This is a genomic window from Rhodoferax sp. AJA081-3 (genome assembly GCF_017798165.1).
Classification (GTDB): Bacteria; Pseudomonadota; Gammaproteobacteria; order Burkholderiales; family Burkholderiaceae_C; genus Allorhodoferax.
Window position 1 is genome coordinate 1,560,823 of sequence record NZ_CP059068.1, and the last position, 20,649, is coordinate 1,581,471.

The following is a 20,649-nucleotide window of genomic DNA, read 5'->3' on the forward strand; positions in this document are numbered from 1 at the left end:
CAAATGACCGACCAGCCATTAACGTCCTCACCAAATGAACTCCACACGATCAGCGCCATGTCCACAGAAGAATCAAAAGACGAAGGGTTGGACTCGCCCGCCCAATTCCGGGCGGCAGAGTACGTTCGGATGTCGACCGAACATCAGCAGTACTCCACCGAGAACCAAGCCGACAAGATCCGCGAATATGCCGCGCACCGTGGCATAAAAATCGTTAAAACCTACGCCGACTCAGGCAAGAGTGGCCTGAACATCGGGGGGCGACTCGCGCTGCAGCAATTGATCAAGGATGTTGAATCAGGAGCAGCAGACTTTCAGATCATCCTGGTCTATGACGTCAGCCGCTGGGGGCGCTTCCAGGATGCCGACGAATCAGCCTATTACGAGTACATCTGCAAGCGCAAGAACATCCAGGTTGCCTACGTTGCTGAGCAGTTCGAAAACGACGGCTCGCCGGTGGCCACCATCGTAAAGGGCGTCAAACGCGCAATGGCCGGTGAATACAGCCGGGAACTGTCGGCCAAGGTGTTCGCTGGTCAATGTCGACTGATCGAATTGGGCTATCGCCAAGGTGGCCCGGCCGGATACGGACTGCGTCGCACGCTCCTAGACCAGACAGGATCCGTCAAATCGGAACTTGCTCGCGGTGAGCACAAAAGCCTGCAGACAGACCGGGTGATCTTGATGCCCGGGCCGGATGACGAAGTGGAAGTTGTGCTCCAGATCTACCGATGGTTCACGGATGGCGCTTTGACTGAGTCAGAAATCGCGTTTCGTCTCAATCAGCAAGGCGTCCACACAGACCTAGGTCGTTGCTGGACCCGTGCCACTGTCCGTGAGGTACTGAGCAACGAAAAGTACATTGGCAACAACATCTACAACCGTCGGTCGTTCAAGCTGAAAAAGCTCCGGGTGGAAAACACCCCGGACATGTGGATCAAAAAAGAAGGTGCGTTTAAGGCCATAGTGCCGCCGGAAATGTTCTATGTGGCCCAAGGCATCATTCGGGCACGGTCGTACCGATTCTCCAACGTCGAACTGATTGAGCGACTGCGTTCGCTGTACCACGACCGTGGCTTTTTGTCCGGGCTGATCATCGATGAGACCGAAGGGATGCCTTCTACATCGGCGTACATCCACAGATTTGGCAGCCTGATTCGAGCCTATCAGGAAGTCGGGTTCACGCCCGACCGGGACTACCGGTATCTGGAAGCCAACCAGTTTCTGCGGCGACTCCACCCACAAATCGTTGCACAGACAGAGAAATCAATCGGTGATCTGGGCGGCACTATTCAGCGCGACCCGGCAACCGATCTGCTCTTGGTCAATCGGGAATTCACAGTGTCACTGGTACTGGCGCGCTGCCAAACCCATGACAGCGGGCGCAATCGATGGAAAGTTCGGTTCGACACCAGTTTGGCCCCAGACATCACTGTGGCGGTGCGCCTTAACCATACCAATGACGCTCCGCTGGATTACTACCTCCTGCCGCGTTTGGATTTTGGGCTCCCCCGCATCAGTCTTGCTGATCGCAACGCTATCGAAATTGAGAGCTACCGCTTTGACACCCTGGACTATTTCTACGGCATGGCTCAGCGTACCCGCATACGGAGAGCGTCATGACCAGAAAGCAGCCACTGGGCGATTTGCGCATGATCCCAATCGATCGAATCGAGGTGCTCAACCCTCGTGACCGGAACAAGGCGGTTTTCGATCAGATTGTTGAAAACATCAAATCGGTGGGGCTCAAGAAGCCGATCACCGTGACACCTCGCCCGACTGACGACGGCGGAGAAAAGTATCTGCTCGTCTGTGGCGAGGGACGGCTCAAGGCCTTCATGGCTTTGGGCGAAACCACTATCGCTGCCCTGGTGGTCGATGTCAGCGAGGAAGATGCATTCATCATGAGCATGGTGGAGAACATCGCCCGCCGCAAATCCAGCCCACTAGAACTACTGGCAGGCATCCAGCAACTGGTGGCCAAGGGTTATGACAAGAAGACCATTGCCAAGAAGACTGGCCTGAGCGTCGAGTACGTTCAAGGAATCATGTTACTCATAAAAAATGGCGAGGAACGTCTGATGGTGGCCGTTGAAAGTGGCCGCATACCGTTAAATGCCGCGCTGGCAATTGTTGGCGCTGGAAACAGCAATGAGGCGGTGCAAGCGGCACTTCAGGAAGCGTACGAATCTGGCCAGCTGCGCGGAAAACAACTGCTTCAGGCCCGCCGTGTGATCGAGAAGCGTCAGACCTTTGGTAGGACTCTGGGCCGGGGTACGCCACGTGTGGCGGTCGACATCACCGCCTCAAGCCTGGTCCGGACTTATCAGAAAGAAGTCGAGAGGCAAAAGCTGATGGTGAAAAAGGCAGGCGCAGCACAGCAACGCCTTCTTTTTGTGATCGGCGCACTGGGGCAACTCCTGGTCAATGAAAACTTTACCAACCTGCTCCGGGCGGAAGGCCTGGACACGTTGCCAACCTACCTGGCCGAGCGTGTTTGGCCTAAAGGAGCCTGACATGGCCCAGCTATCGCTCGCGTTTTTGCCCAATCCACTTTCCATTCCCTTGGACTTGATTCTTCCGTCACGCAAGGCGCAGGCCGTCATATTGACCACCAGAAAGTTCCTGCAAATTCAAGCCTCCATAAAAGCAGTCGGTTTGATCGAACCGCTGACGGTCGGGCCTGCGGATAAAAAAACAGGTCACCGAGTACTGATCGATGGTCATCTACGCCTCCTTGCGCTCAGAACGCTGGAGCGCGCTGAAGCACCATGCCTGGAATCCACGGATGACGAAAGCTACACCTACAACACGCGCATCAACCGTCTGTCATCCATTCAAGAACACGTGATGCTATGCAGGGCTGTGGAAAAAGGGGTTACAGCACAACGTCTGGCCGATGCGCTGGACCTTGACGTTTCCACCATCACCCGGAAACTCAATTTGCTGGACGGTATCTGCCCCGAAGCAGCCGCACTACTGAAAGATCAGCAATTTGCATCGGACCTGGGCACAATTTTGAAAAAAATGAAGCCGATGCGTCAGGTCGAGTGCGTCGAGTTGATGGTGGACGCCAACTGTGTCACCCTGGCCTATGCCAATGCGCTGTTTACTGCAACGCCAGCCTCGCAGTTGGTCGACCCAGGCAAACCTAAAAAGGTCGCTGGCGTGAGTCCCGCGCAAATGGCCAACATGGAACGTGAGATGGGAAGCCTGCAGGAGCAGTACAAACTCGTGGAGCAAAACTTTAGCCAGGACGTACTCAACTTGTTTCTCGCCAGCAAATACCTGTCCAAATTGCTGGAAAACGTTGAGGTCAACCGCTACCTGCAAATGCACCACCCGGAGATTCTGACGGAACTTAAGGCCATCGTGGAATCCGAGACACTTGATGCGTAGATGAATGCCAAGCCGCCAATATTTGCATCCACCGGCCAATCGGGGGCTGAATAGCGACGCAATCGCCCAGCCAGTGGACGAGCAGTCCGAAGACGACTCGCCAGACACCCATCGCAACGCACCTCAGCCCGATCCAGTCTGCCTGTACGGTCTGGTTGGTGATGTGGCCCGGGCCGGAAGTGAAGGCACTGAAGCCAATCCCTATGCAATAGCGGCCAATTTCATGGCGTACTTGTCTTGCGCCATTGGCCGTGGTCCCTACCTGCCAATTGGCAACACGTGGCATCACGCTCGTCTTTATATCCTGCACATTGGCAGGTCTGGTCGGGGCCGGAAAGGCGATGCCGTCTCACTTGTCAACCGCCTGGACACAGCGCTGCGTCAACTGCGGGAAACGGCAGCCCCCCCCATTCACCGAGGTGGTTTGTCAAGCCGTGAAGGTCTGGTATCACTATTTCATGATGGCTACAAAAATGGCAAGCTGGAAGTTCCGGCGATTCAAGATAAACGGTTGTGGGTTGTCGAATCGGAGTTTGCCAATGTTTTGCATCAGGGACGACGTGAGGGCAACACCCTGTCGGCAGCCCTGCGCGACTGCTGGGACGGCGTCAGCCTGAAACCCGCAACGAAATCGAACCGCCTTTATGCGAGTCATCCTCACCTGTGTTTGAGCGGAGCCATATCGCCTAGCGAACTTTTGTCATTGATGCGCGCGCGTGAATTGACGAACGGCTTCGCCAACAGATTCCTGATGATTTGGGCGGAGCGGGAAAGGATTGTGCCGTTTCCACAAGCAACTCCGCAGGACGCGGTAGACGCGCTGGCCGCCAGAATTCTCAGCGTTTTGGAATTTGTCCAGGCCGAGCGAGTCAATGAACGGGATCACTTGCCAGTAACCCTGACAGCACAGGCACAAAGCATTTACTCCCAGCTCTATCGCGGTGAACTAATTGACGATAGCGCTGGCGAACATGTCACCGCAGTATTGGAGCGTCGTGCGCCGATGTTGCTGCGACTGGCGATGATTTTTGCTCTCTGCGACTTACAAACACGGATTGACGTCCAACACATCCAGGCCGCCATGGGCTGGATTCGCCATGGTGTCGAGTCAGCAAAATTCGTGTTCCTCAAAGCCACTGACGCGGCGGACACGATTCGAACCAACGCAGCGGTCAAGAAGATAGTCGAATTTTTGCGCCTCAAGGGGCAATCTACCCGATGGCAAATCACCAGCGAGTGTTTTCAAGGGCATGCCTCGAAAGCCATCATTGACGCAGCTATCGAGAGGCTGCTGTTGGCCTCGCCACCTCAAATCACTGTCCAGACCCAACCACGCGCCCGAGGTGCGCGTGGTCCCCAAACCAACATCTACACCTTGTCCGCTACACGGCAACTTTCGGCATGAGAAATTTATTGCAACCGCGTGTTCACTGCTGAAACGCTTCGCGCACTTCGTATTTGGTGCGAAGAGTTATTCGGCTGCAAGCTGTTGAATTGCAAAGACAAAAAACTCTTCGCACACTTCGCATGAAAATGCGAATAGACGCAAATTTCTGGCGCTAATGAATCCCAAATCAACCATCGACGCCTGAACGCGGAAAAGCCTCTTGGTTCAGTCCTTTGGTCAGCAATTTAAGCCGTTGCCAAGCCAATACGATTGCAGGATCCTGCTCTTTGTCGAGTTGTGCACGACTGCCATGGAATGAGTTGGTGAACAGGTGGTCGCGTCGCGCATCACGAATTGCAGGCTCAAGTAGCTCCCAGGGTGGAAGGCAAAGTGCCTCACGCCGTGGCAATGAGGCAGCCATAGACAAACCGCGCGGATCAAAATCAAAAAAGGCCAATGTCGGCCGGTGATCGTTCTCGATAAGCCGAGCCGCACCATCGGTTCCAAAGGTGTGGACCATACCTCGGAACAAGCCTAAAGTCGGCCTGCCCTTAATCAGATCCGTCAGCCACAGATAGTCCTTGATCTGCAAAAACGTTTCAAGGTTTTCGCACACCAGCAGAACTTGATATTGCATCGAAATGGCACTCTGCCACGGCATGGCCAAAAACCCATCTTTCGGGGAGGACACTTCCATTCCAATGGGAAACACCGCCACCAGGTCTTGCGCTACGGCCCTAGCACCACTTTTCTCCGAGCCTCCACGCGGAGCCTCGCTTCGGGTAAACCCTCGCGGTGGCGACTCCAGACCGAAACCACGCGTAATGATCAAACTGGCTGCACGCTCAAAATCCTGGGCACGATAGGTCACCTTGGAACCCAGCACTACCCCGAGCCCCTCTTCCCGAGAGAACTGGATTGCCAAATCACTGCGCCGCTCGACGGGTCGATCGGCAACAAGTCGGCGCAAGAATTCAACTTCCTTGGTCTTCAAACGGCAGCTCCTTGCCGGTGCGCGACATTAGGAATCATCTTTCTCTTGGGAAATGCACGTGCATCCCGGAATGTGTGTGCAAATCGCTCACCATCACGCGGCAAATTGTGGACCAAATGAACCTCATATTGACCTGCACGTAATGCCGCCAATGCCAACACCAGCCAAATAGATGGAGGCATGGTCTGTGCATCGACATTGCCGTCACGCCATTCAATGAGGGACAAGCCACTTTCCGCTGTACTGACGTCACGCAGTAATCTTCCCAAGGCCTTCATCGCGGGGGTAATCGGCCTTGGTGCAGGTGGGTCAACGATTCGTGTGTATCGTTTCGGCTCTTCAGCAGGTATTGGAGGGGCTGCTCTGGAGGGCAACGCACGTGCCAACGTGGCCATCTCATCAACCATCCCACTGTCGCTCTCCATCGGTTCGCTATGTGCGACCAGAGGCGAAAGGCACGTGGCCAACAGGAAATCTGGAATTTCGCCAGAAAAATCCACTTCGAATCCGCGCCATCCGGGTTGCTGACGCAGCAGCATGTCAGTTCGGGCCAGCAACTTTAGATCTTGCTCCACTACTCTTAAACGGTAGATCTCATTGCGTAGGAACGTCTGCATGTCCGACAGTCCATGCTGCCAGGACATCATGTTGGTCAGCAACTGACGGCGAATGAAACGTGCCAGGTCATCTCGACCCCGGATGCTGGCCTCGCGCTCGACCCGTTCAGCCTCACGCGACAGACGCTGCACGTCGCCACTGAGGGCACTGGTCTGTTTTTGGTAGAAACGGTTTTGACTCTTCTTCGCGTCCAGGGAACGCACATTGCCGTAGCGCGTGCTCATGAGAATTTGCAGCTGCAGCATATTGCGATTCATCGTGTCGCCTATGTCGAGCACCGTGGTCTGCAATTCATCAATCATGCCGACAACCGACTCACGATCGCCACGCAGAAGCTCAACCTCATCCCAGAGCGATTTCAAAAGCGTAATCTTGGCTCCAATGTCTGCCAGGCTTTGAAATGCCGGAAATAGTTGAAGGTGATCCTGCAAGTATTCACGCAACCTGGGATGCAAACGGTAACCGTCGTCGCCTACCGGTCGCAAGGCCCCGACTTGGCGCAAGGCAAGAATCTCGGCGTGTGATACATCGTCGCCAACCACAACCACACCGGCCAAGGCCTGTGCCACTAAGTCGGCATGGCGACTCAATGTCTGCAGGACGTCCTTGATCGGCGTGCTCATGGGGATTGCAGCCCACTGCGGTCACCGTCTGGAACATCCAGTCTGAGCTGGGTATCAATCGAATCAACCACCCCATCATCTGACAACAGCGGCGTATTCTCATTGATGAAATTGAGTAACTGGTAAAGGTACTGAACCTTCCCCGTCACCTGATAGCCCTTGCTGGCAGCGTTGGTCTCCGCGATATAACCAGCTTTAACCAGCTGCTCCAGTACTCGCCTCACTCTGTCGATGGAAGAGTCAGTTGTTCGAGAACCACTGATCTCCCGCATTTCGTTCAGGGTTCTCTCCAGCCGAGAGTTGGCGCGCACTGCTTCGCTGATTTCCGACTCCCAGATCATGTCCCCAGGGTGAATGTGTGGGTCACGCCCTTGAGTCTCGCGCAGTACTTCAAGAAAATGAACAATCGGATCCAGCTTGGTACGGACCGCGCGCATTTCTTCTCGCAAACCGGATCGCATCTCGTTCGTCACGATGGAATGCGCCATAAAAAATGCACCATCCTCGCCAAGACGGGCAAGTCGATATCCGATTAGCCCCAACCATTCCTCGGCCTGACGCTTCCCACCCGCTTCCTGGAGAGTTTCAAATTCATCGGGGTAGTGATATGCGCAAACAAAGCAGCCCTCAGCAAGGCGCTTGAGAGCGGATTCAATTCTCGACATAGAAATCCTCCTCCGCATTGATACGTGTGGTTGCAATAGCCCCCGTGTTCTCGAAATAGCTTAGCCGACTGAATTGCCTAGCAAGTGCTGGATCCACGCTTGGCGAAGCACTGATTACGTCGATCTGATGGTCATTGAGCGTCTGCATAAATGACGCAAGATTGCCAGCATCAAACCGCCCGACCTCGTCAGTCACCCAAGTCAGTCGTACGCCGGAGTCAGTACCCCGTATCATTTGGACGAAGCCCATCAGGAACATTGCAGTGATTAGCGCCGTATTGCCATTGGACGAAACAGCTTGGAACTCCTCTTGGTTGGTGATGCGACGAGCCTGACCGTTTTCCACCAGCGAGCACTCCAGCCGAACATGTTCGCTGAGATTAACCTGCACCCGACCATCGGCTGGCAAGATGTCCTTGAACTGACGAACCAACATCACGTCATCAACGGTCGGCAGCTCGCGCTCCTGAATGGAATGTGTGCGCCAGCTGGAATGTCGACTCAAAGACACATCGCGCATCTTGCGCAGCACATTGAGATATTCAATTTGATTCACACCAGACTTTACAGTGACCGACAAATCGCGAAAGCGTTCAAATTTGGCGGTGTCGGACAGGGCCTTCTGAAGCTGGGTGTTGAAAGTCTGAATGCGCCGGTCAAAAAGGTCCAAATCACCGACAAAGGTGCTGGCCAGATCCATAAATCCGACCATTTCCTTATTGAGCTGATCAATGTACGGGCCACATTCCATGGGTTCGAACCAGTCAATCAGTACACGAGCCTTTTCACAAAACCATTCGTGCTCGTGCAACGTTTGCTCATCAGGTAACTCCTTCTCACGCAACTCAACCCACTGCTGGACGCCGCCAGCCTTACTGAGCATCAAGTTGCGCAAGGCACGTGATTTCGCTTGGAGGTCCAGCGCATCAACCCTGAGGCTCTCTCGCAGTCCTTCAATCTTTTCCTTGAGCGTTTCAACACTCCAATCAACATGCAACTTGGAAGGAACATATGCGTCGAACATTGCCAAGGGCCCGTCGCGCAGCGATTTCAAGGACGTGAGTTCCTGCTCCCTCTTCTGTATGCCAGTATCCATTCGCTGAAACTCCAGGCGTGCGTCGGTCTGCAAATTTGTGAGGGACCGCCCATGCTCAAGGCGCACGCTCTTTTCTTTATCCAAACGTTCTTTCGCCTCTTGTGCCTCGCGCCGCCAGGTTGGCAACAATGGCTCTATCTCTACACGAAACTTGCGCCATAAAGTTACCTCATGGCGATTGGAGGCAATTGAATTTAAGAGCCCGCCCAGGTGGCTTATTTCACTTTCCAAAGAAGCTACACGTTGCGGGTCGATGCCAAGCCCCGCGAGTTCACGTGCAATGTCAGCTTCCAGGGCCATCTGCTGGTCTTTTCTGCGCTGCTCCGCCCCCAGTTGTTCCCCATCGAGTCGCTGCGTTGCCTCGTTGTACTCGTCCCGCAAGCGGTCTCTGCGTGCCGTGTAATCGGCCTTTAGACTGGTCAAACGACTTGCTGCTTCTTCGTTCAACTTTCGACCTTCTTCTGCCAAGTCATGCAGTTGTCGACGAACGCTGGCCAGTTTCCTCTCTGCGCCAGTCTTACAGGCCAACTCCTCCTGAAGGACTACATTTTCGGCTCGTGTAACGTTGGTCTCAGTGTTTCCCATCGCAGCATCGGCCAACGCCAAAGTCGCCTCGGCCTGTTCTCGCAGACTTTTGGCAGCAACAAGAGCCTTCGCTGCTTTCTTGGCATTGTCTTGTGCTTCGGTCTGCAAGCGCGTTGCCTCAACACGCCCGGCTTGTGCCTTTGCTATTTGCTCTCGCAAATCCTTCATATCAACCCAGGACGGCACATCCAGTTCGGACACCCGCAAGGAAATGCCACCAACGTCGGCATGTTCTGCTTGCCGCGCATCGCCAGAGTCATTTACGACAATATGCGGAGCAAGATCTTGCCGACTGAGCAATGCGGGATCAATGACTTTGGCTGTATCTGACCAAAGCTGAGGATCAACGCCTCGGAAAAATGCCAGCAAGGATCCAGGGGCAGGATCCAGTTTCGCGTTTAAATTTTCTATTTCAGCGTCAATGATCTGAATTTGCTGACCATACGACGTAAGCCGATCAGTGGCCTGCTTAGATTCAAACTGACAAGTACGCTCGGCGGCTTGAGCAGCGAGAAGTCCTTTACCGGCGACCCCATGCTCTGATCGGATTCTGCCTACCTCGGATCGTGCAGCGCATAAATCAGCCAACGATTGGCTACTGGCCGCAGGGCGCTTAATGGTTACACCCAGCTCTCCGACCTGAACATTTAGGCCATCAATTTCAACGGGGATTTGAATGAGGCGCGCTGGCTTCTGCAGTGACTCTTCGTCTTTATTCTGCTGAGTCTCCAGGCTTTTTGACATGGTCGACAGCTGCTCGACCTCAGACTGGCGCGCCGTACTGATTCGCCCGTGCTCCTTGGTGTATTCAGTCTCAATTTCCTGGTTCCGTGCGACCTTGCGCGTCGCCACGTCTCCACCAGCTTTGTTCAACTCAGCTAGCTCCGCTTCTTTCGAAACTTTGGTTGATTTGTGACTCGCCTCTGACGCTTCCTGATCGGCAAGGCTCTCCACATTGATTTTGGCGAAATACTCGATGCGAGATACAGCTGTAGCGACCCTGGAACTTGCAACTGAAGCAGCATCTTCAAGAGGCGGAATCGAGAGGTCTAGCTGAGCGATAGCCTCCTCTATGCCTTCCGCTTGAGCGGTAACTTCCTCAGTGCGCTGCTCTTTGCGCTTGACCAATTCGTGATGCTCTTTCTCGACCTGGCTGATCGCCGCCTTTACTGCCAATTTCAGCGCACTGAGTTCTAGGTGAAGTCCTTTGACTCGGTCGGCTTTCGCCTTGAGCTTTTGCGCTTCCGGTACTGCCTTGGATACAGCGACCATATGGTCATGTGCTTCCAGCCACTGAGAGACATCATTGCGACTTTTCTTGAGTTCACGCCGACTTTGCGCCGGGTTTGCCACGTCGCCCTGCAAATCGGATACGCGCTCAATCACGATATTCTGCAAATCCCGAAAATTGATTTTTTCGTTAGCCATGGCGGCGGCGATTTGTTCCAAGTTTGTCAGGGGCTTGGGCCCCAATGAATGTACCGCCGCAAGACGCCGCAAGTCTGCTCCTTCCTTGGTGGAAAGACGCTCATTGAGAATCACACTTCGATACTGATTGAGCATCAGTTTGCGCGTGACCTCGTACCCCATTTCCTCAACACGCCGAGGATATTCATCCCGCAATACAAACTGGTTGTTTTCGTCGTAGAAGAAGTCCTCACGGAATCCTGCATGGATGATCCGAAATTCCGGAGCGTCGGCATTGCTTTGACAATGCATCACAACGCAACGCAGATCATTCGCAGTCTCACGTTCGTATTCATAGACCACGCAGCTGCTCGGATCCGGCAGCAGGTAGGCAATTAGTGAATCACGTCCACTTCCGCGCAGAATTTGAGAGGTGGTCGCTCCATAGAAAACGGGTAAGAGGCGCAAAAACGTTGTCTTACCAACACCGTTTTCGCCGATAGCCAGCACTCCACCACGAGGATCAAGCTCTGCGACACGACCAGTAGGTAGTCGTGTGATGGAATTTTTAATATTGATGGCGACGATGCGCCGCAATTGGTATGGCACGGTACCCCCTAGTAGTTTTATTCGCTATCAACCTGTCGGCCGCCACTCCGTACCGTGGCAAAGTCACCCAAGGAAATCACATTGACTCAAACGCATTCGAAAGCAGGATTGCACTCAATATATCATCAAATTGATGATATTAACGTTAAATATTTAGCCTATACAATGACTGTTTTAAATCTCCATAGTAGTCAACTTAAGATTAGGCCATGGTACATATGCATCCCCAAAGGGCTGAGAGTTTGAGTCACGGCCAGCGAGAACGACTGGCCTACATCGACTTTCGCCTTTACTTTCTGGGCGAAATTGGCCGCCCTGATCTGGCGAACCGTTTTGGCGTCGCCCCTGCGGGAGCTACACGGGATCTGGCGCTCTATAGAGAGATCGCTCCACAAAACATCGAGTTCGACGGCAGCGGAAAGATCTATCGCATTGGCAAGGGCTTCGCGCCGATCTTTGTCCATACCTCTCAGCGAGTCCTGTCGGCACTTGCATTTGGTTTTGGCGATGGCGTTAGTGGAGATTCACAACCTCTGCTACCTTGTGAATCGCCTGCGGTCTTGAGCAGCCCAAAGATGGAAGTTCTGGCTCCGATTTGCCGAGCCATTCACGCCAAACGCCCTGTGGCAATCCGCTACCACTCAATGAGCAGCGGCGGGTCGGAGCGTGTAATCGTGCCCTTTGCTTTGGTCGACACCGGCTTGCGCTGGCATGTTCGGGCGTTTGATCGCAAGAGTAGCGAGTTCCGCGACTTCGTCGTCACCCGCATTGAAGTTCCGACCTTGCTCGATGAAGAACCCAAGGCGAGCGAGCGGCCGGACAACGACATTCAGTGGACGCGGATCGTGGAGTTGGACTTTGTACCCCACCCACGCCTGAGTCATCCTGAAATCATCAAGATGGATTACGGGATGAAGGATGGTTCGATACGGATGCGCGTTCGCGCGGCGGTAGCTGGCTACATGCTGCTGCGATGGAGCGTGGATGCGTCTCCAGACCACAGCTTGACAGAAGAACAATACCGCCTCTGGCTGCGTGACCCGCTGGCCCTTTATGGCGTCGAGAACGCAAAGCTGGCACCGGGATATCGATCGCCAGGCACACAAAAAGTCTTAGGCAAGGCTGACTGATGAGCCGCGCCGACACAGAACAACCAAATTTGACTGGATTTCCTACATGCCCTTAACCCTGCCACAGCTAGAACGCCACCTCTTTAAAGCCGCCGACATCCTGCGCGGCAAGATGGATGCCTCTGAGTTCAAGGAGTACATCTTCGGGATGCTGTTCCTCAAGCGCTGCTCCGACGTATTCGACCAGCACTACGAAAAGATAATGCAGGAGGAAATGGCGGCAGGTTTGACCGAAGCCGAAGCCATCGAAAGCGCCAACCAGAAAGACTGGTACATGGAAGAAGGCTCGTTTTGGGTGCCGCCGCAGTCACGCTACGAATACCTACTGAACGATGCGCACCAAAACGTCGGTGACTTCCTGAACAAGGCACTGGCTGGGCTGGAAACCGGCAACACCAGCCTCTACGACGTGCTGGAGCACATCAACTTCACCCGCAAGGTGGGCCAAAGCAAGATTCCCGACATCAAGCTGCGCTCGCTGATCACGCATTTCAGCCTGCATCGCTTGCGCAATGAAGATTTCGAGTTCCCCGACTTGCTGGGTGCTGCCTACGAATTCCTGATTGGTGACTTTGCCGACTCCGCTGGTAAGAAAGGCGGCGAGTTCTATACGCCGCGCACGGTCGTGAGCATGATGGTGCGCCTTATTAAGCCCGAATTGCAGCACCACATCTACGACCCCTGCTGCGGCTCCGGTGGCATGCTGATCTCTGCCAAGGAATATATCGACGAGCAAGGCCAGGAGGGGCGCAAGGCAAACCTGTACGGCCAAGAAGCCAACGGCACGGTGTGGTCCATCGCCAAGATGAACATGCTGCTGCACGGCATCAGCACCGCCGACCTGCACAACGAAGACACTCTGGCCAAGCCTCAGCACGTCAAGGGCGGAGAGCTGCGCCGCTTCGATCGTATCCTCACCAATCCACCGTTCTCCATTCCATGGGGCACGACCGACAAAGACCAGAGCGGTCAGTCCGCCTGGGCACCCGAGTTTCGCTCAGAGCGCTTTAGCTATGGTGAGGTGCCACTCGGGGCCAAGAAGGCCGACATGATGTTCCTGCAGCACATGGTCGCTGTGCTGGCCGATGGCGGGCAGATTGCCACAGTCATGCCTCACGGGGTGCTGTTCCGGGGTGGCGAGGAAAAATCCATACGTACAGGCATGATCGAGGACGATCTACTAGAAGCGGTCATCGGCGTAGCCCCAAACCTGTTCTACGGTACGAACATCCCGGCGTGCATCCTGGTGCTTCGCCAGCGCGTGCAAAACGGTGCGGAGAGGGTTAGCGGCAAGCCGAAGCCTCGCCAAGGCAAAGTGCTGTTCATCAACGCCGACCGAGAATACTTCGAGGGCCGAGCGCAGAGCTTTCTGATGCCTGAGCACATCGAGAAGATCGTCACTACCTTTGAGGCCTTCAAAGAAGAGCCGGGCTTTTCGGCCATTGTGGACACCGCCACGCTCAAGGCCAATGGCTACAACCTCAACATCCGTCGCTATGCCGACAATGCCCCACCGCCCGAGCCTCATGACGTGCGAGCCCATTTGCTGGGTGGCGTCCCGAAGGCCGAAGTGGCGCACCCCGCAAAGAAGGCCCTATTCGAAGCCCACGGGCTGAACCCCGTTGACATTTTTATCGAGCGTGACGGTACTTACTACGACTTCAAGCCCGGCTTCACTGCGAAGACCGAGCTCAAACCTGCCATTGAGTCCAACGCAGGGTTGCGAGCCAAGGAAGCCGCCATCCGCGCCGCTTTCGAGGCGTGGTGGACGGCCCATAGCCAGCGCATCACCGATCTGGCAGGCGCCCAAAGCTTTGTCGCTCTGCGTAACGAACTACTGGCCAGCTTCAGCGGCTCACTTGAACAAGTTGGTCTGCTCGACCCCTTCCAGGTGCGTGGCATCGTGGCCGGTTTCTGGAACCAAACCAAGTACGACTTCCTCACCCTGATGGCACGTGGCTCGCATGGTGTGGTTGATGCCTGGCGCACCAGCATCGTCACTGCGCTGGAAGACAAAGCCAAGAAAGAAAGCCCGCTGGAACACAAGCTAGTCAAGTTCCTAATGGGCAGCTTCGTCGATGAGATCGAGGAGCTGGAAGCCAAGAAGGTCGAGCTGGAATCGCAGATCAAGGCCAATGACGCGAGCGAAGAGGAAGGAGGCGAAGGCGAAGAAGCGCCCGAATTTGAAGATGACGACGCGGTGGATGAGGCCCAGCTCAAGGCCCAGAAGAAAGACCTTGAGGTCAAGATCAAAGAGATCGCCCGGGTGGTGAAGGCAATCGAAAAAGATAAAAAGACCAATGCCAGCGCTCTCAAAAAACTCGACAAGCCAAAGGCCCAGCAAGCCAACGCAGCCGAAATCGCCGTTCTACAAGCCGAGATTGCTGGGCAGGATGCCGAGCTGCTTGTTCATGCGAAGAAGCAGCAAGCCATCGAAACGACGCTGCAGCCCATCCTGGATCAAATTGCCGTGTTCGACGAACTGCGCATTGCCCTCAAAGACGTGAAGAAAGAGCTGGCGGACCGCAAGAAGCTCTTTGCCGATCACCTGAACGTTGCCGTTGATGGGCTGCCCCCCAAAGAAGCCGCTACGCTGCTGCTCACCATCTTGCACGACGACATGAAGCGCATCGTCGAGCGCTACATCACCAACCAGCGTCAGAAAATTGTGGCGGCATATGAAAACTGGTGGGACAAGTACAAGGTCACGCTCACTGAGATCGAGCGCGACCGCGATCAGGCTGCGACGCGACTGCAGGAGTTTTTGAATGGGCTCGGCTATGTCTAAATCAGTAATTGATATCCCAAATGAAGCCGGATGGCCGGAACGAACTCTAGAACGTATGTGCTCGACCCTTTCGAGGGGAACAGCACCTGTTTATGTCGAGCATAGCGATGTGCTAGCAATTGGCCAACGGTGTGTTACCGCACTTGGATTTGATCCGTCCTTTGCGAGGCCGCATTCAGCTCGTGCGATGCGAAATGTTCTGAAACCAGAAGTTGGCGATGTTCTTCTCAACTCCACAGGTACTGGAACGATTGGCCGCTCCTGCGTCTTTGACAGTTCGAAGGTCTTCATTGTTGACGGCCACGTTACGTTGTTGCGCTCGGTACCTGATCAATTTCGAGGCGAATGGCTTGATGCAGTCCTGAGATCGTCTTGGTCCCAAAATCACCTCGAGCGGTTTTGCTACGCTGGTTCAACCAATCAAGTGGAGTTAAGTCGAACGGAACTCGCTGCGACTTCGCTTCCTGTTCCAAGTATTAATGAACAAAATGACTTCGTAAGAATATTCAATACCCTTGACGGTGCAATCCGAAAAACGGAAGCCATCGTCGGAAAGCTGAAGCAGGTGAAGCAAGGCTTGCTGCATGACCTGTTAACGCGTGGAGTGGATGCGAACGGGGAAATGCGCCCTACCAAGGATCAGGCGCCACATCTCTACCAAGAATCCAGATTGGGCTGGATACCAAAGGACTGGACTCTGCGATCCGTTGCCTCACTTGGTGAAATTAGGTCTGGAAGTACGCCCTCTCGCGGGAAGGCCCATCGCTACTTTCATCCCGAAGGAACGCCTTGGGTGAAAACTCTTGATCTGAATGAAGATGTCATCCGAAAGACGGATGAATGCATCACAGTCGCGGCACTACGGGAGAGTTCCTGCTCAGTACTGCCAGTAGATTCGGTATTGATTGCAATGTACGGCGGCTGGGAACAAATTGGACGAACTGCAATTCTGGGCGTTCCTGCCGCGACAAATCAGGCTCTCAGTGCTTTGACGATCAGCGACCCTGACGCCGTGCCGGAGTACGTGCTAAGGGCACTTCAGCATGGAAGACCCAGATGGAAGCGGGTTGCAGCCAGCACACGGAAAGATCCAAATATCACAAAGGCAGACGTCGAGACGTTTGAACTGGCGATGCCGTCTACCAAAGATGAGCAGGACGCGATCGTGACGCGATTCCGCGCCTTGTTGACCAGGTTTGCGATTGAAGAAGTGGAGCTTCACAAGCGACACGAAGAAAAAACCGGTGTCATTGATGACCTCCTCACCGGCCGCGTCCGAGTCACCCCGCTGCTGGCGCAATAAGAAGAAGGACTTGACCATGGGATGGGAACTCAAAGACGTCGAAAAGCCGTTCGTCGAGCAACTGGAAGGCCTGGGGTGGACACACATCTCGGGGAGCATCGATGAGCCGGCTGTCACCGGCCGCGCGAACTTCACCGAAGTTATCCAGGAGGGCGTGCTGCGCGCCAAGCTGGCTGAAATTAATTTGCGCGAGGTGGATGGGGCATTCTTGCCCTGGCTGGATGATGAACGTCTTTCTGAGGCGGTTGCGGCGATCACGCGTATTGCGCGGCCCAAGCTCATCGAAGCCAACCAGGCGGCTACCGAATTGCTGTTGCTTGGTATTACCGTCGATGGCTTGCCCGGCTGGGACGGCGGGCGCGGACAGACCATCCGCTTCATCGACTGGGACACACCTGAGAACAACAGCTTCACGGTCGTCAACCAGTACCGCGTAGATTGCCCGCCCGGCTACAACAGCGGCAAGGCCTTCATCGTGCCGGACCTGGTGCTGCTGGTAAACGGCATTCCGCTGGTGGTGGTGGAGTGCAAGAGTCCATCCATCCCGGAGCCGTTGAGTGAGGCCATCGACCAGTTGCGCCGCTACAGCAACCAGCGGCACGCCAACTACGAGGTGGAAGACAACGAGGGCAACGAGCCGCTTTTCTTCACCAACCAGTTGATGATTGCATCCAGCTTCGACGAAGCGCGGGTGGGCACCATTGGCGGCCTGTTTGAGCACTTTGCCACTTGGAAGACCGTGACCCCGGCGCGCGAAGAAGACGTTGCCGCCAGCATGGGGGTTGCCGCACTGTCCGAGCAGCAACGGCTGGTGGCGGGCATGCTCACCAAGACGAACCTGCTGGACATCGTGCGCCACTTCACCCTTTTCATGCAGGCCGGTGGGCAGACCATCAAGGTGGCGTGTCGCTATCAGCAGTTCCGCGCGGTCAACAAGGCGATCGGGCGCCTGCAAAGCGGTAAGACCCGCCTGCAGGACGGTGAATACGACCGGCGCGGCGGCGTGATCTGGCATACCCAGGGTTCTGGCAAGTCGTTGACCATGGTGTTCCTGGTGCGCAAGCTGCGTACCAACGCAGCCCTGCGCCGCTTCAAAGTGGTGGTGGTGACCGACCGCAAGGACCTGCAGGACCAGCTTAGCGCCACTGCAGCGCTGACCGGCGAAGTGGTTGAGGTGGCCACATCGACGGTAGCCGTGCAGAAACTGGTGCGCCGCAAGGGCCCCGGACTGCTGTTTGCCACGATTCAGAAGTACCGCGACCCGGATGCTGCCGGTGAGCCAGGCCTGACCGAGGATGACATTCCCGAGGGCTGGCACGACGGACAGATGGGCGTGAAGGAGCCTGCGGCGGCCTATGTAGCCAAGCCAGCCGCCAAGACTTTCGAGGTCTTGAACGAGGACGAGACCATCCTCGTACTTATCGATGAGGCGCACCGCACCCAGGCGGGTGACTTGCACGCCAATCTGCTGGCGGGGCTACCCAACTGCGCGCGCATTGGCTTCACCGGTACGCCGATCATCATGGGTGACAAGAAGCGAACCCATGAGATTTTCGGCGAGTTTATCGACCGCTACACGATCAAAGAGGCTGAGGAAGACGGCGCGACCGTGCCCGTTCTGTATGAGGGCCGCACCGCACAAGGTGCGGTCAAGGACGGGGCCAGCCTGGACGAATTGTTCGAGGACTTGTTCCGCGAGCGTAGCGCCGAGGAGCTTGAGGCGATCAAGCAGAAGTACGCCACAAAAGGGCAAATCTTCGACGCCCCGCTACTGATCGCGGACAAGGCGCGCGATATGCTGCGCCACTATGTGACCAACATCCTTCCCAACGGCTACAAGGCGCAGGTGGTGGCCTACAGCCGCTTGGCAGCGGTACGTTACGCGGCCGCGTTTGAAACAGCCAGGTCTGAATTGCTGGCCGAAGCAGATGCGTTGTCACCCGAAGACAAGGCGCTCGACGACGAGACGCTGTGTCAGCGTCCGCCCAAAGTGCAGGCCATCGTGCAAGCCTGGCGCTACCGCAACACACTGAAAAAGATCGAGTTCGCAGCAGTGATCTCCGGTGGCAACAACGACGATCCGGCTTGGAAGCAGTGGACAGACGCTGCGGCTAACGAGACACGGATCAAGCGCTTCAAGAAACCGCTGTTCCACGCTAAGCCGGAGAAGACCGACCCGTTGGCTTTCCTGGTCGTGAAGTCGATGCTGTTGACTGGCTTCGATGCGCCGATTGAAGGCGTGATGTACCTCGACCGCCCGATCCGCGAGGCGGAGTTGCTGCAAGCCATTGCCCGCGTGAACCGCACCGGGTTTGGCAAGCGCTGCGGCATCGTGGTGGACTATTACGGCGTCGCCCAGCACCTGAAGGAAGCCTTAGCGGCCTACGCCGACGAGGACATCCAGGGTGCATTGCAGAGCCTGAAAGACGAAGTACCTGCGCTACGCGATCGACACATGCGCGTGGTGGACCTCTTCCGCAGCCGCGATATTGAGTCCCTGGACGATGTAGAGACCTGCGTTGAAGTCCTGGCGGACGAACGGCTGCGCGCGGAATTCACCGTCAAACTGAAGCAGTTCCTGGGGTCACTGGACATGGTATTGCCCCGTCCAGAGGGCTTGCCCTTCTCCAAGGACGCCAAGACCCTCTCATACATCTACGCCCGAGCCCGCAACCGCTACAAGGACACCCCGGTTCTGGGCAAGGACGTAGGCGCCAAGGTCCGAAAGTTGATCGACGACCATGTGATCTCGCTGGGTGTCGATCCCAAGATTCCGCCGATTGCACTGACCGACGCGCAGTTCGACACGCATCTGTCGCGCCAGGCGAATGACCGCGCCAAGGCGTCCGAGATGGAGCACGCTATCCGCTCCCACATCCGCAAGCATCTGGATGAGGACCCTGTGCTGTTTCGCAAGCTCAGCGAGCGACTGAACGAGATCCTGAAGACACTGGCGGATCAGTGGGATGACCTGATCGACGCGCTGCAAAAAATCATCAGCGACATGCGCGCGGGCGCCTCCAGCGATGACGCAGGCCTGCCCGACATGCCTGAACACTACGTGCCGTTCCTACGCATGCTGCTGGAGGCCGTGGTGGGCACCGAGAGTCCGAGTGATGAGCAGTTGCTGAAGATCCGCGATCTGACCGTAGAGCTGGTCGAGATGATTACCGGCGAACTGACCGACACCTTCTGGGAGCCGCACAAGCGGCCGGCACAAGACGCTTTGGGGACGCAACTATTCAAGCTGATCGTCTCTTCGAAAGTGGTGGCAAGGTCGGATGTACCAGCATTGCGTGATCGATTGATGGATCTTGCGCGGGCCAATTCAGACAAGTTGCGAAAGGCATGAGCGTGCTGACCGTAGATGACCTCTCCTTTGAGCTTAAGCAGAGCAGTCGGCGCAGAACGCTGCAGATTACCGTGGATCGCAGCGGTGATTTGGTGCTGTCTGCACCGCCCGATGTCGAAGAAGAGCGTCTGCGGAAGTTCGTCCTGGAAAAGCGCTTCTGGATCTACACGAAGCTGGCAGAGAAGGATCGCCTGCAAAAGGCGGTACCGACCAAGAGCTATGTCGATGGCGAGGGCTTTCTGTACCTGGGCCGAAGCTACCGGCTGCGATTGGTTGACGACCAGGATGCGGCTTTGAAGCTGCTGAATGGGCGCTTCATGTTGCGCCGAGACTTGGTCGAGAACGCCCGAGCCCATTTGGTTCAGTGGTACAGCGCCCGGGCCAAGCTTTGGCTGTGGGACAAGTTACAGGACTATGTGGCACGCATGGAGGTCCGGCCCGTTGGTGTGAAAGTGCAGGATCTGGGCTTCCGCTGGGGCTCATGCGGCAAAGGTGACTGGCTGTACTTCCACTGGAAGACCATCCTGTTGCCGCCGCGCATCGCAGAATATGTATTGGTGCATGAACTGGCGCACCTGCATCAACCGCATCACACGCCGGAGTTCTGGCAGCGGGTCGAGCGCGCTTTACCGGATTTCGAGCGCCGCAAGATTTGGCTGGCGGAACACGGCATGGACGTAGAAGGAATTTAAA

General features: G+C 55.7%; 13 protein-coding genes. 9 read left to right on the forward strand and 4 right to left on the reverse strand.

Annotation, left to right across the window (positions count from 1 at the left end):
• Positions 1-57 precede the first annotated feature (57 nt).
• The 4 genes from HZ993_RS07220 to HZ993_RS07235 are packed head-to-tail and all read left to right on the forward strand — an operon-like array spanning position 58 to position 4,804.
• On the forward strand, positions 58-1,623 hold the full coding sequence (locus tag HZ993_RS07220; protein ID WP_245213854.1) for a recombinase family protein: 1,566 nt from the start codon (positions 58-60) through the stop codon (positions 1,621-1,623).
• Positions 1,620-2,516: a ParB/RepB/Spo0J family partition protein gene (locus HZ993_RS07225; RefSeq protein WP_209396568.1), complete on the forward strand. Its 897-nt coding sequence runs from the start codon at positions 1,620-1,622 to the stop codon at positions 2,514-2,516. The genes HZ993_RS07220 and HZ993_RS07225 overlap by 4 nt, the downstream gene beginning before the upstream one ends.
• A 1-nt stretch (position 2,517) precedes the next feature.
• Positions 2,518-3,399 (forward strand): plasmid partitioning protein RepB C-terminal domain-containing protein, encoded by an 882-nt coding sequence (locus HZ993_RS07230; protein ID WP_209396569.1) that lies wholly within the window; start codon positions 2,518-2,520, stop codon positions 3,397-3,399.
• A 4-nt stretch (positions 3,400-3,403) separates the two neighbouring features.
• Positions 3,404-4,804, forward strand: a complete 1,401-nt coding sequence (locus HZ993_RS07235) for a DUF3987 domain-containing protein (protein WP_209396570.1) — start codon at positions 3,404-3,406, stop codon at positions 4,802-4,804.
• Between the two features lie 169 nt (positions 4,805-4,973).
• Here HZ993_RS07235 and HZ993_RS07240 read toward each other — a convergent pair whose 3' ends face one another.
• Genes HZ993_RS07240 through HZ993_RS07255 form a run of 4 tightly spaced genes read right to left on the reverse strand, consistent with a single transcriptional unit; the run spans position 4,974 to position 11,383 of the window.
• On the reverse strand, positions 4,974-5,780 hold the full coding sequence (locus tag HZ993_RS07240; protein ID WP_209396571.1) for a hypothetical protein: 807 nt from the start codon (positions 5,778-5,780) through the stop codon (positions 4,974-4,976).
• Positions 5,777-7,021, reverse strand: a complete 1,245-nt coding sequence (locus tag HZ993_RS07245) for a hypothetical protein (protein ID WP_209396572.1) — start codon at positions 7,019-7,021, stop codon at positions 5,777-5,779. The genes HZ993_RS07240 and HZ993_RS07245 overlap by 4 nt, the downstream gene beginning before the upstream one ends.
• Positions 7,018-7,686 carry a hypothetical protein gene (locus HZ993_RS07250; RefSeq protein WP_209396573.1) on the reverse strand — a complete coding sequence of 223 codons (669 nt, stop codon included), beginning with the start codon at positions 7,684-7,686 and terminating at the stop codon, positions 7,018-7,020. Before HZ993_RS07250 ends, HZ993_RS07245 begins: the two co-directional genes overlap by 4 nt.
• Entirely contained in the window at positions 7,673-11,383 is a 3,711-nt protein-coding gene (locus HZ993_RS07255) for an ATP-binding protein (protein ID WP_209396574.1), read from the reverse strand. The genes HZ993_RS07250 and HZ993_RS07255 overlap by 14 nt, the downstream gene beginning before the upstream one ends.
• A gap of 218 nt (positions 11,384-11,601) precedes the next feature.
• Between HZ993_RS07255 and HZ993_RS07260 the strand changes: the two genes are divergently transcribed.
• From HZ993_RS07260 to HZ993_RS07280, 5 genes are read left to right on the forward strand one after another with little or no spacing between them, the layout of a single operon-like run.
• Positions 11,602-12,513, forward strand: a complete 912-nt coding sequence (locus tag HZ993_RS07260; protein ID WP_209398323.1) for a YafY family protein — start codon at positions 11,602-11,604, stop codon at positions 12,511-12,513.
• A gap of 46 nt (positions 12,514-12,559) precedes the next feature.
• Positions 12,560-15,301, forward strand: a complete 2,742-nt coding sequence (locus tag HZ993_RS07265; protein WP_245213855.1) for a class I SAM-dependent DNA methyltransferase — start codon at positions 12,560-12,562, stop codon at positions 15,299-15,301.
• Positions 15,294-16,604: a restriction endonuclease subunit S gene (locus HZ993_RS07270; RefSeq protein WP_209396575.1), complete on the forward strand. Its 1,311-nt coding sequence runs from the start codon at positions 15,294-15,296 to the stop codon at positions 16,602-16,604. Before HZ993_RS07265 ends, HZ993_RS07270 begins: the two co-directional genes overlap by 8 nt.
• Positions 16,555-19,956, forward strand: coding sequence for a type I restriction endonuclease subunit R (locus tag HZ993_RS07275; protein ID WP_245213856.1), 3,402 nt, complete (start codon positions 16,555-16,557; stop codon positions 19,954-19,956). Before HZ993_RS07270 ends, HZ993_RS07275 begins: the two co-directional genes overlap by 50 nt.
• Positions 19,953-20,648: a M48 family metallopeptidase gene (locus HZ993_RS07280; RefSeq protein WP_209396576.1), complete on the forward strand. Its 696-nt coding sequence runs from the start codon at positions 19,953-19,955 to the stop codon at positions 20,646-20,648. The genes HZ993_RS07275 and HZ993_RS07280 overlap by 4 nt, the downstream gene beginning before the upstream one ends.
• Position 20,649: the final 1 nt, after the last annotated feature.

Bases quoted from the DNA above. Each gene is read 5' to 3' on its own strand.
- HZ993_RS07280 (WP_209396576.1), top strand. From the start codon at position 19,953: ATGAGCGTGCTGACCGTAGATGACCTCTCCTTTGAGCTTAAGCAGAGC.
- HZ993_RS07275 (WP_245213856.1), top strand. From the start codon at position 16,555: ATGACCTCCTCACCGGCCGCGTCCGAGTCACCCCGCTGCTGGCGCAAT.
- HZ993_RS07230 (WP_209396569.1), top strand. From the start codon at position 2,518: ATGGCCCAGCTATCGCTCGCGTTTTTGCCCAATCCACTTTCCATTCCC.
- HZ993_RS07260 (WP_209398323.1), top strand. From the start codon at position 11,602: ATGCATCCCCAAAGGGCTGAGAGTTTGAGTCACGGCCAGCGAGAACGA.
- HZ993_RS07270 (WP_209396575.1), top strand. From the start codon at position 15,294: ATGTCTAAATCAGTAATTGATATCCCAAATGAAGCCGGATGGCCGGAA.
- HZ993_RS07250 (WP_209396573.1), bottom strand. From the start codon at position 7,686: ATGTCGAGAATTGAATCCGCTCTCAAGCGCCTTGCTGAGGGCTGCTTT.
- HZ993_RS07235 (WP_209396570.1), top strand. From the start codon at position 3,404: ATGCCAAGCCGCCAATATTTGCATCCACCGGCCAATCGGGGGCTGAAT.
- HZ993_RS07220 (WP_245213854.1), top strand. From the start codon at position 58: ATGTCCACAGAAGAATCAAAAGACGAAGGGTTGGACTCGCCCGCCCAA.
- HZ993_RS07245 (WP_209396572.1), bottom strand. From the start codon at position 7,021: ATGAGCACGCCGATCAAGGACGTCCTGCAGACATTGAGTCGCCATGCC.
- HZ993_RS07225 (WP_209396568.1), top strand. From the start codon at position 1,620: ATGACCAGAAAGCAGCCACTGGGCGATTTGCGCATGATCCCAATCGAT.
- HZ993_RS07265 (WP_245213855.1), top strand. From the start codon at position 12,560: ATGCCCTTAACCCTGCCACAGCTAGAACGCCACCTCTTTAAAGCCGCC.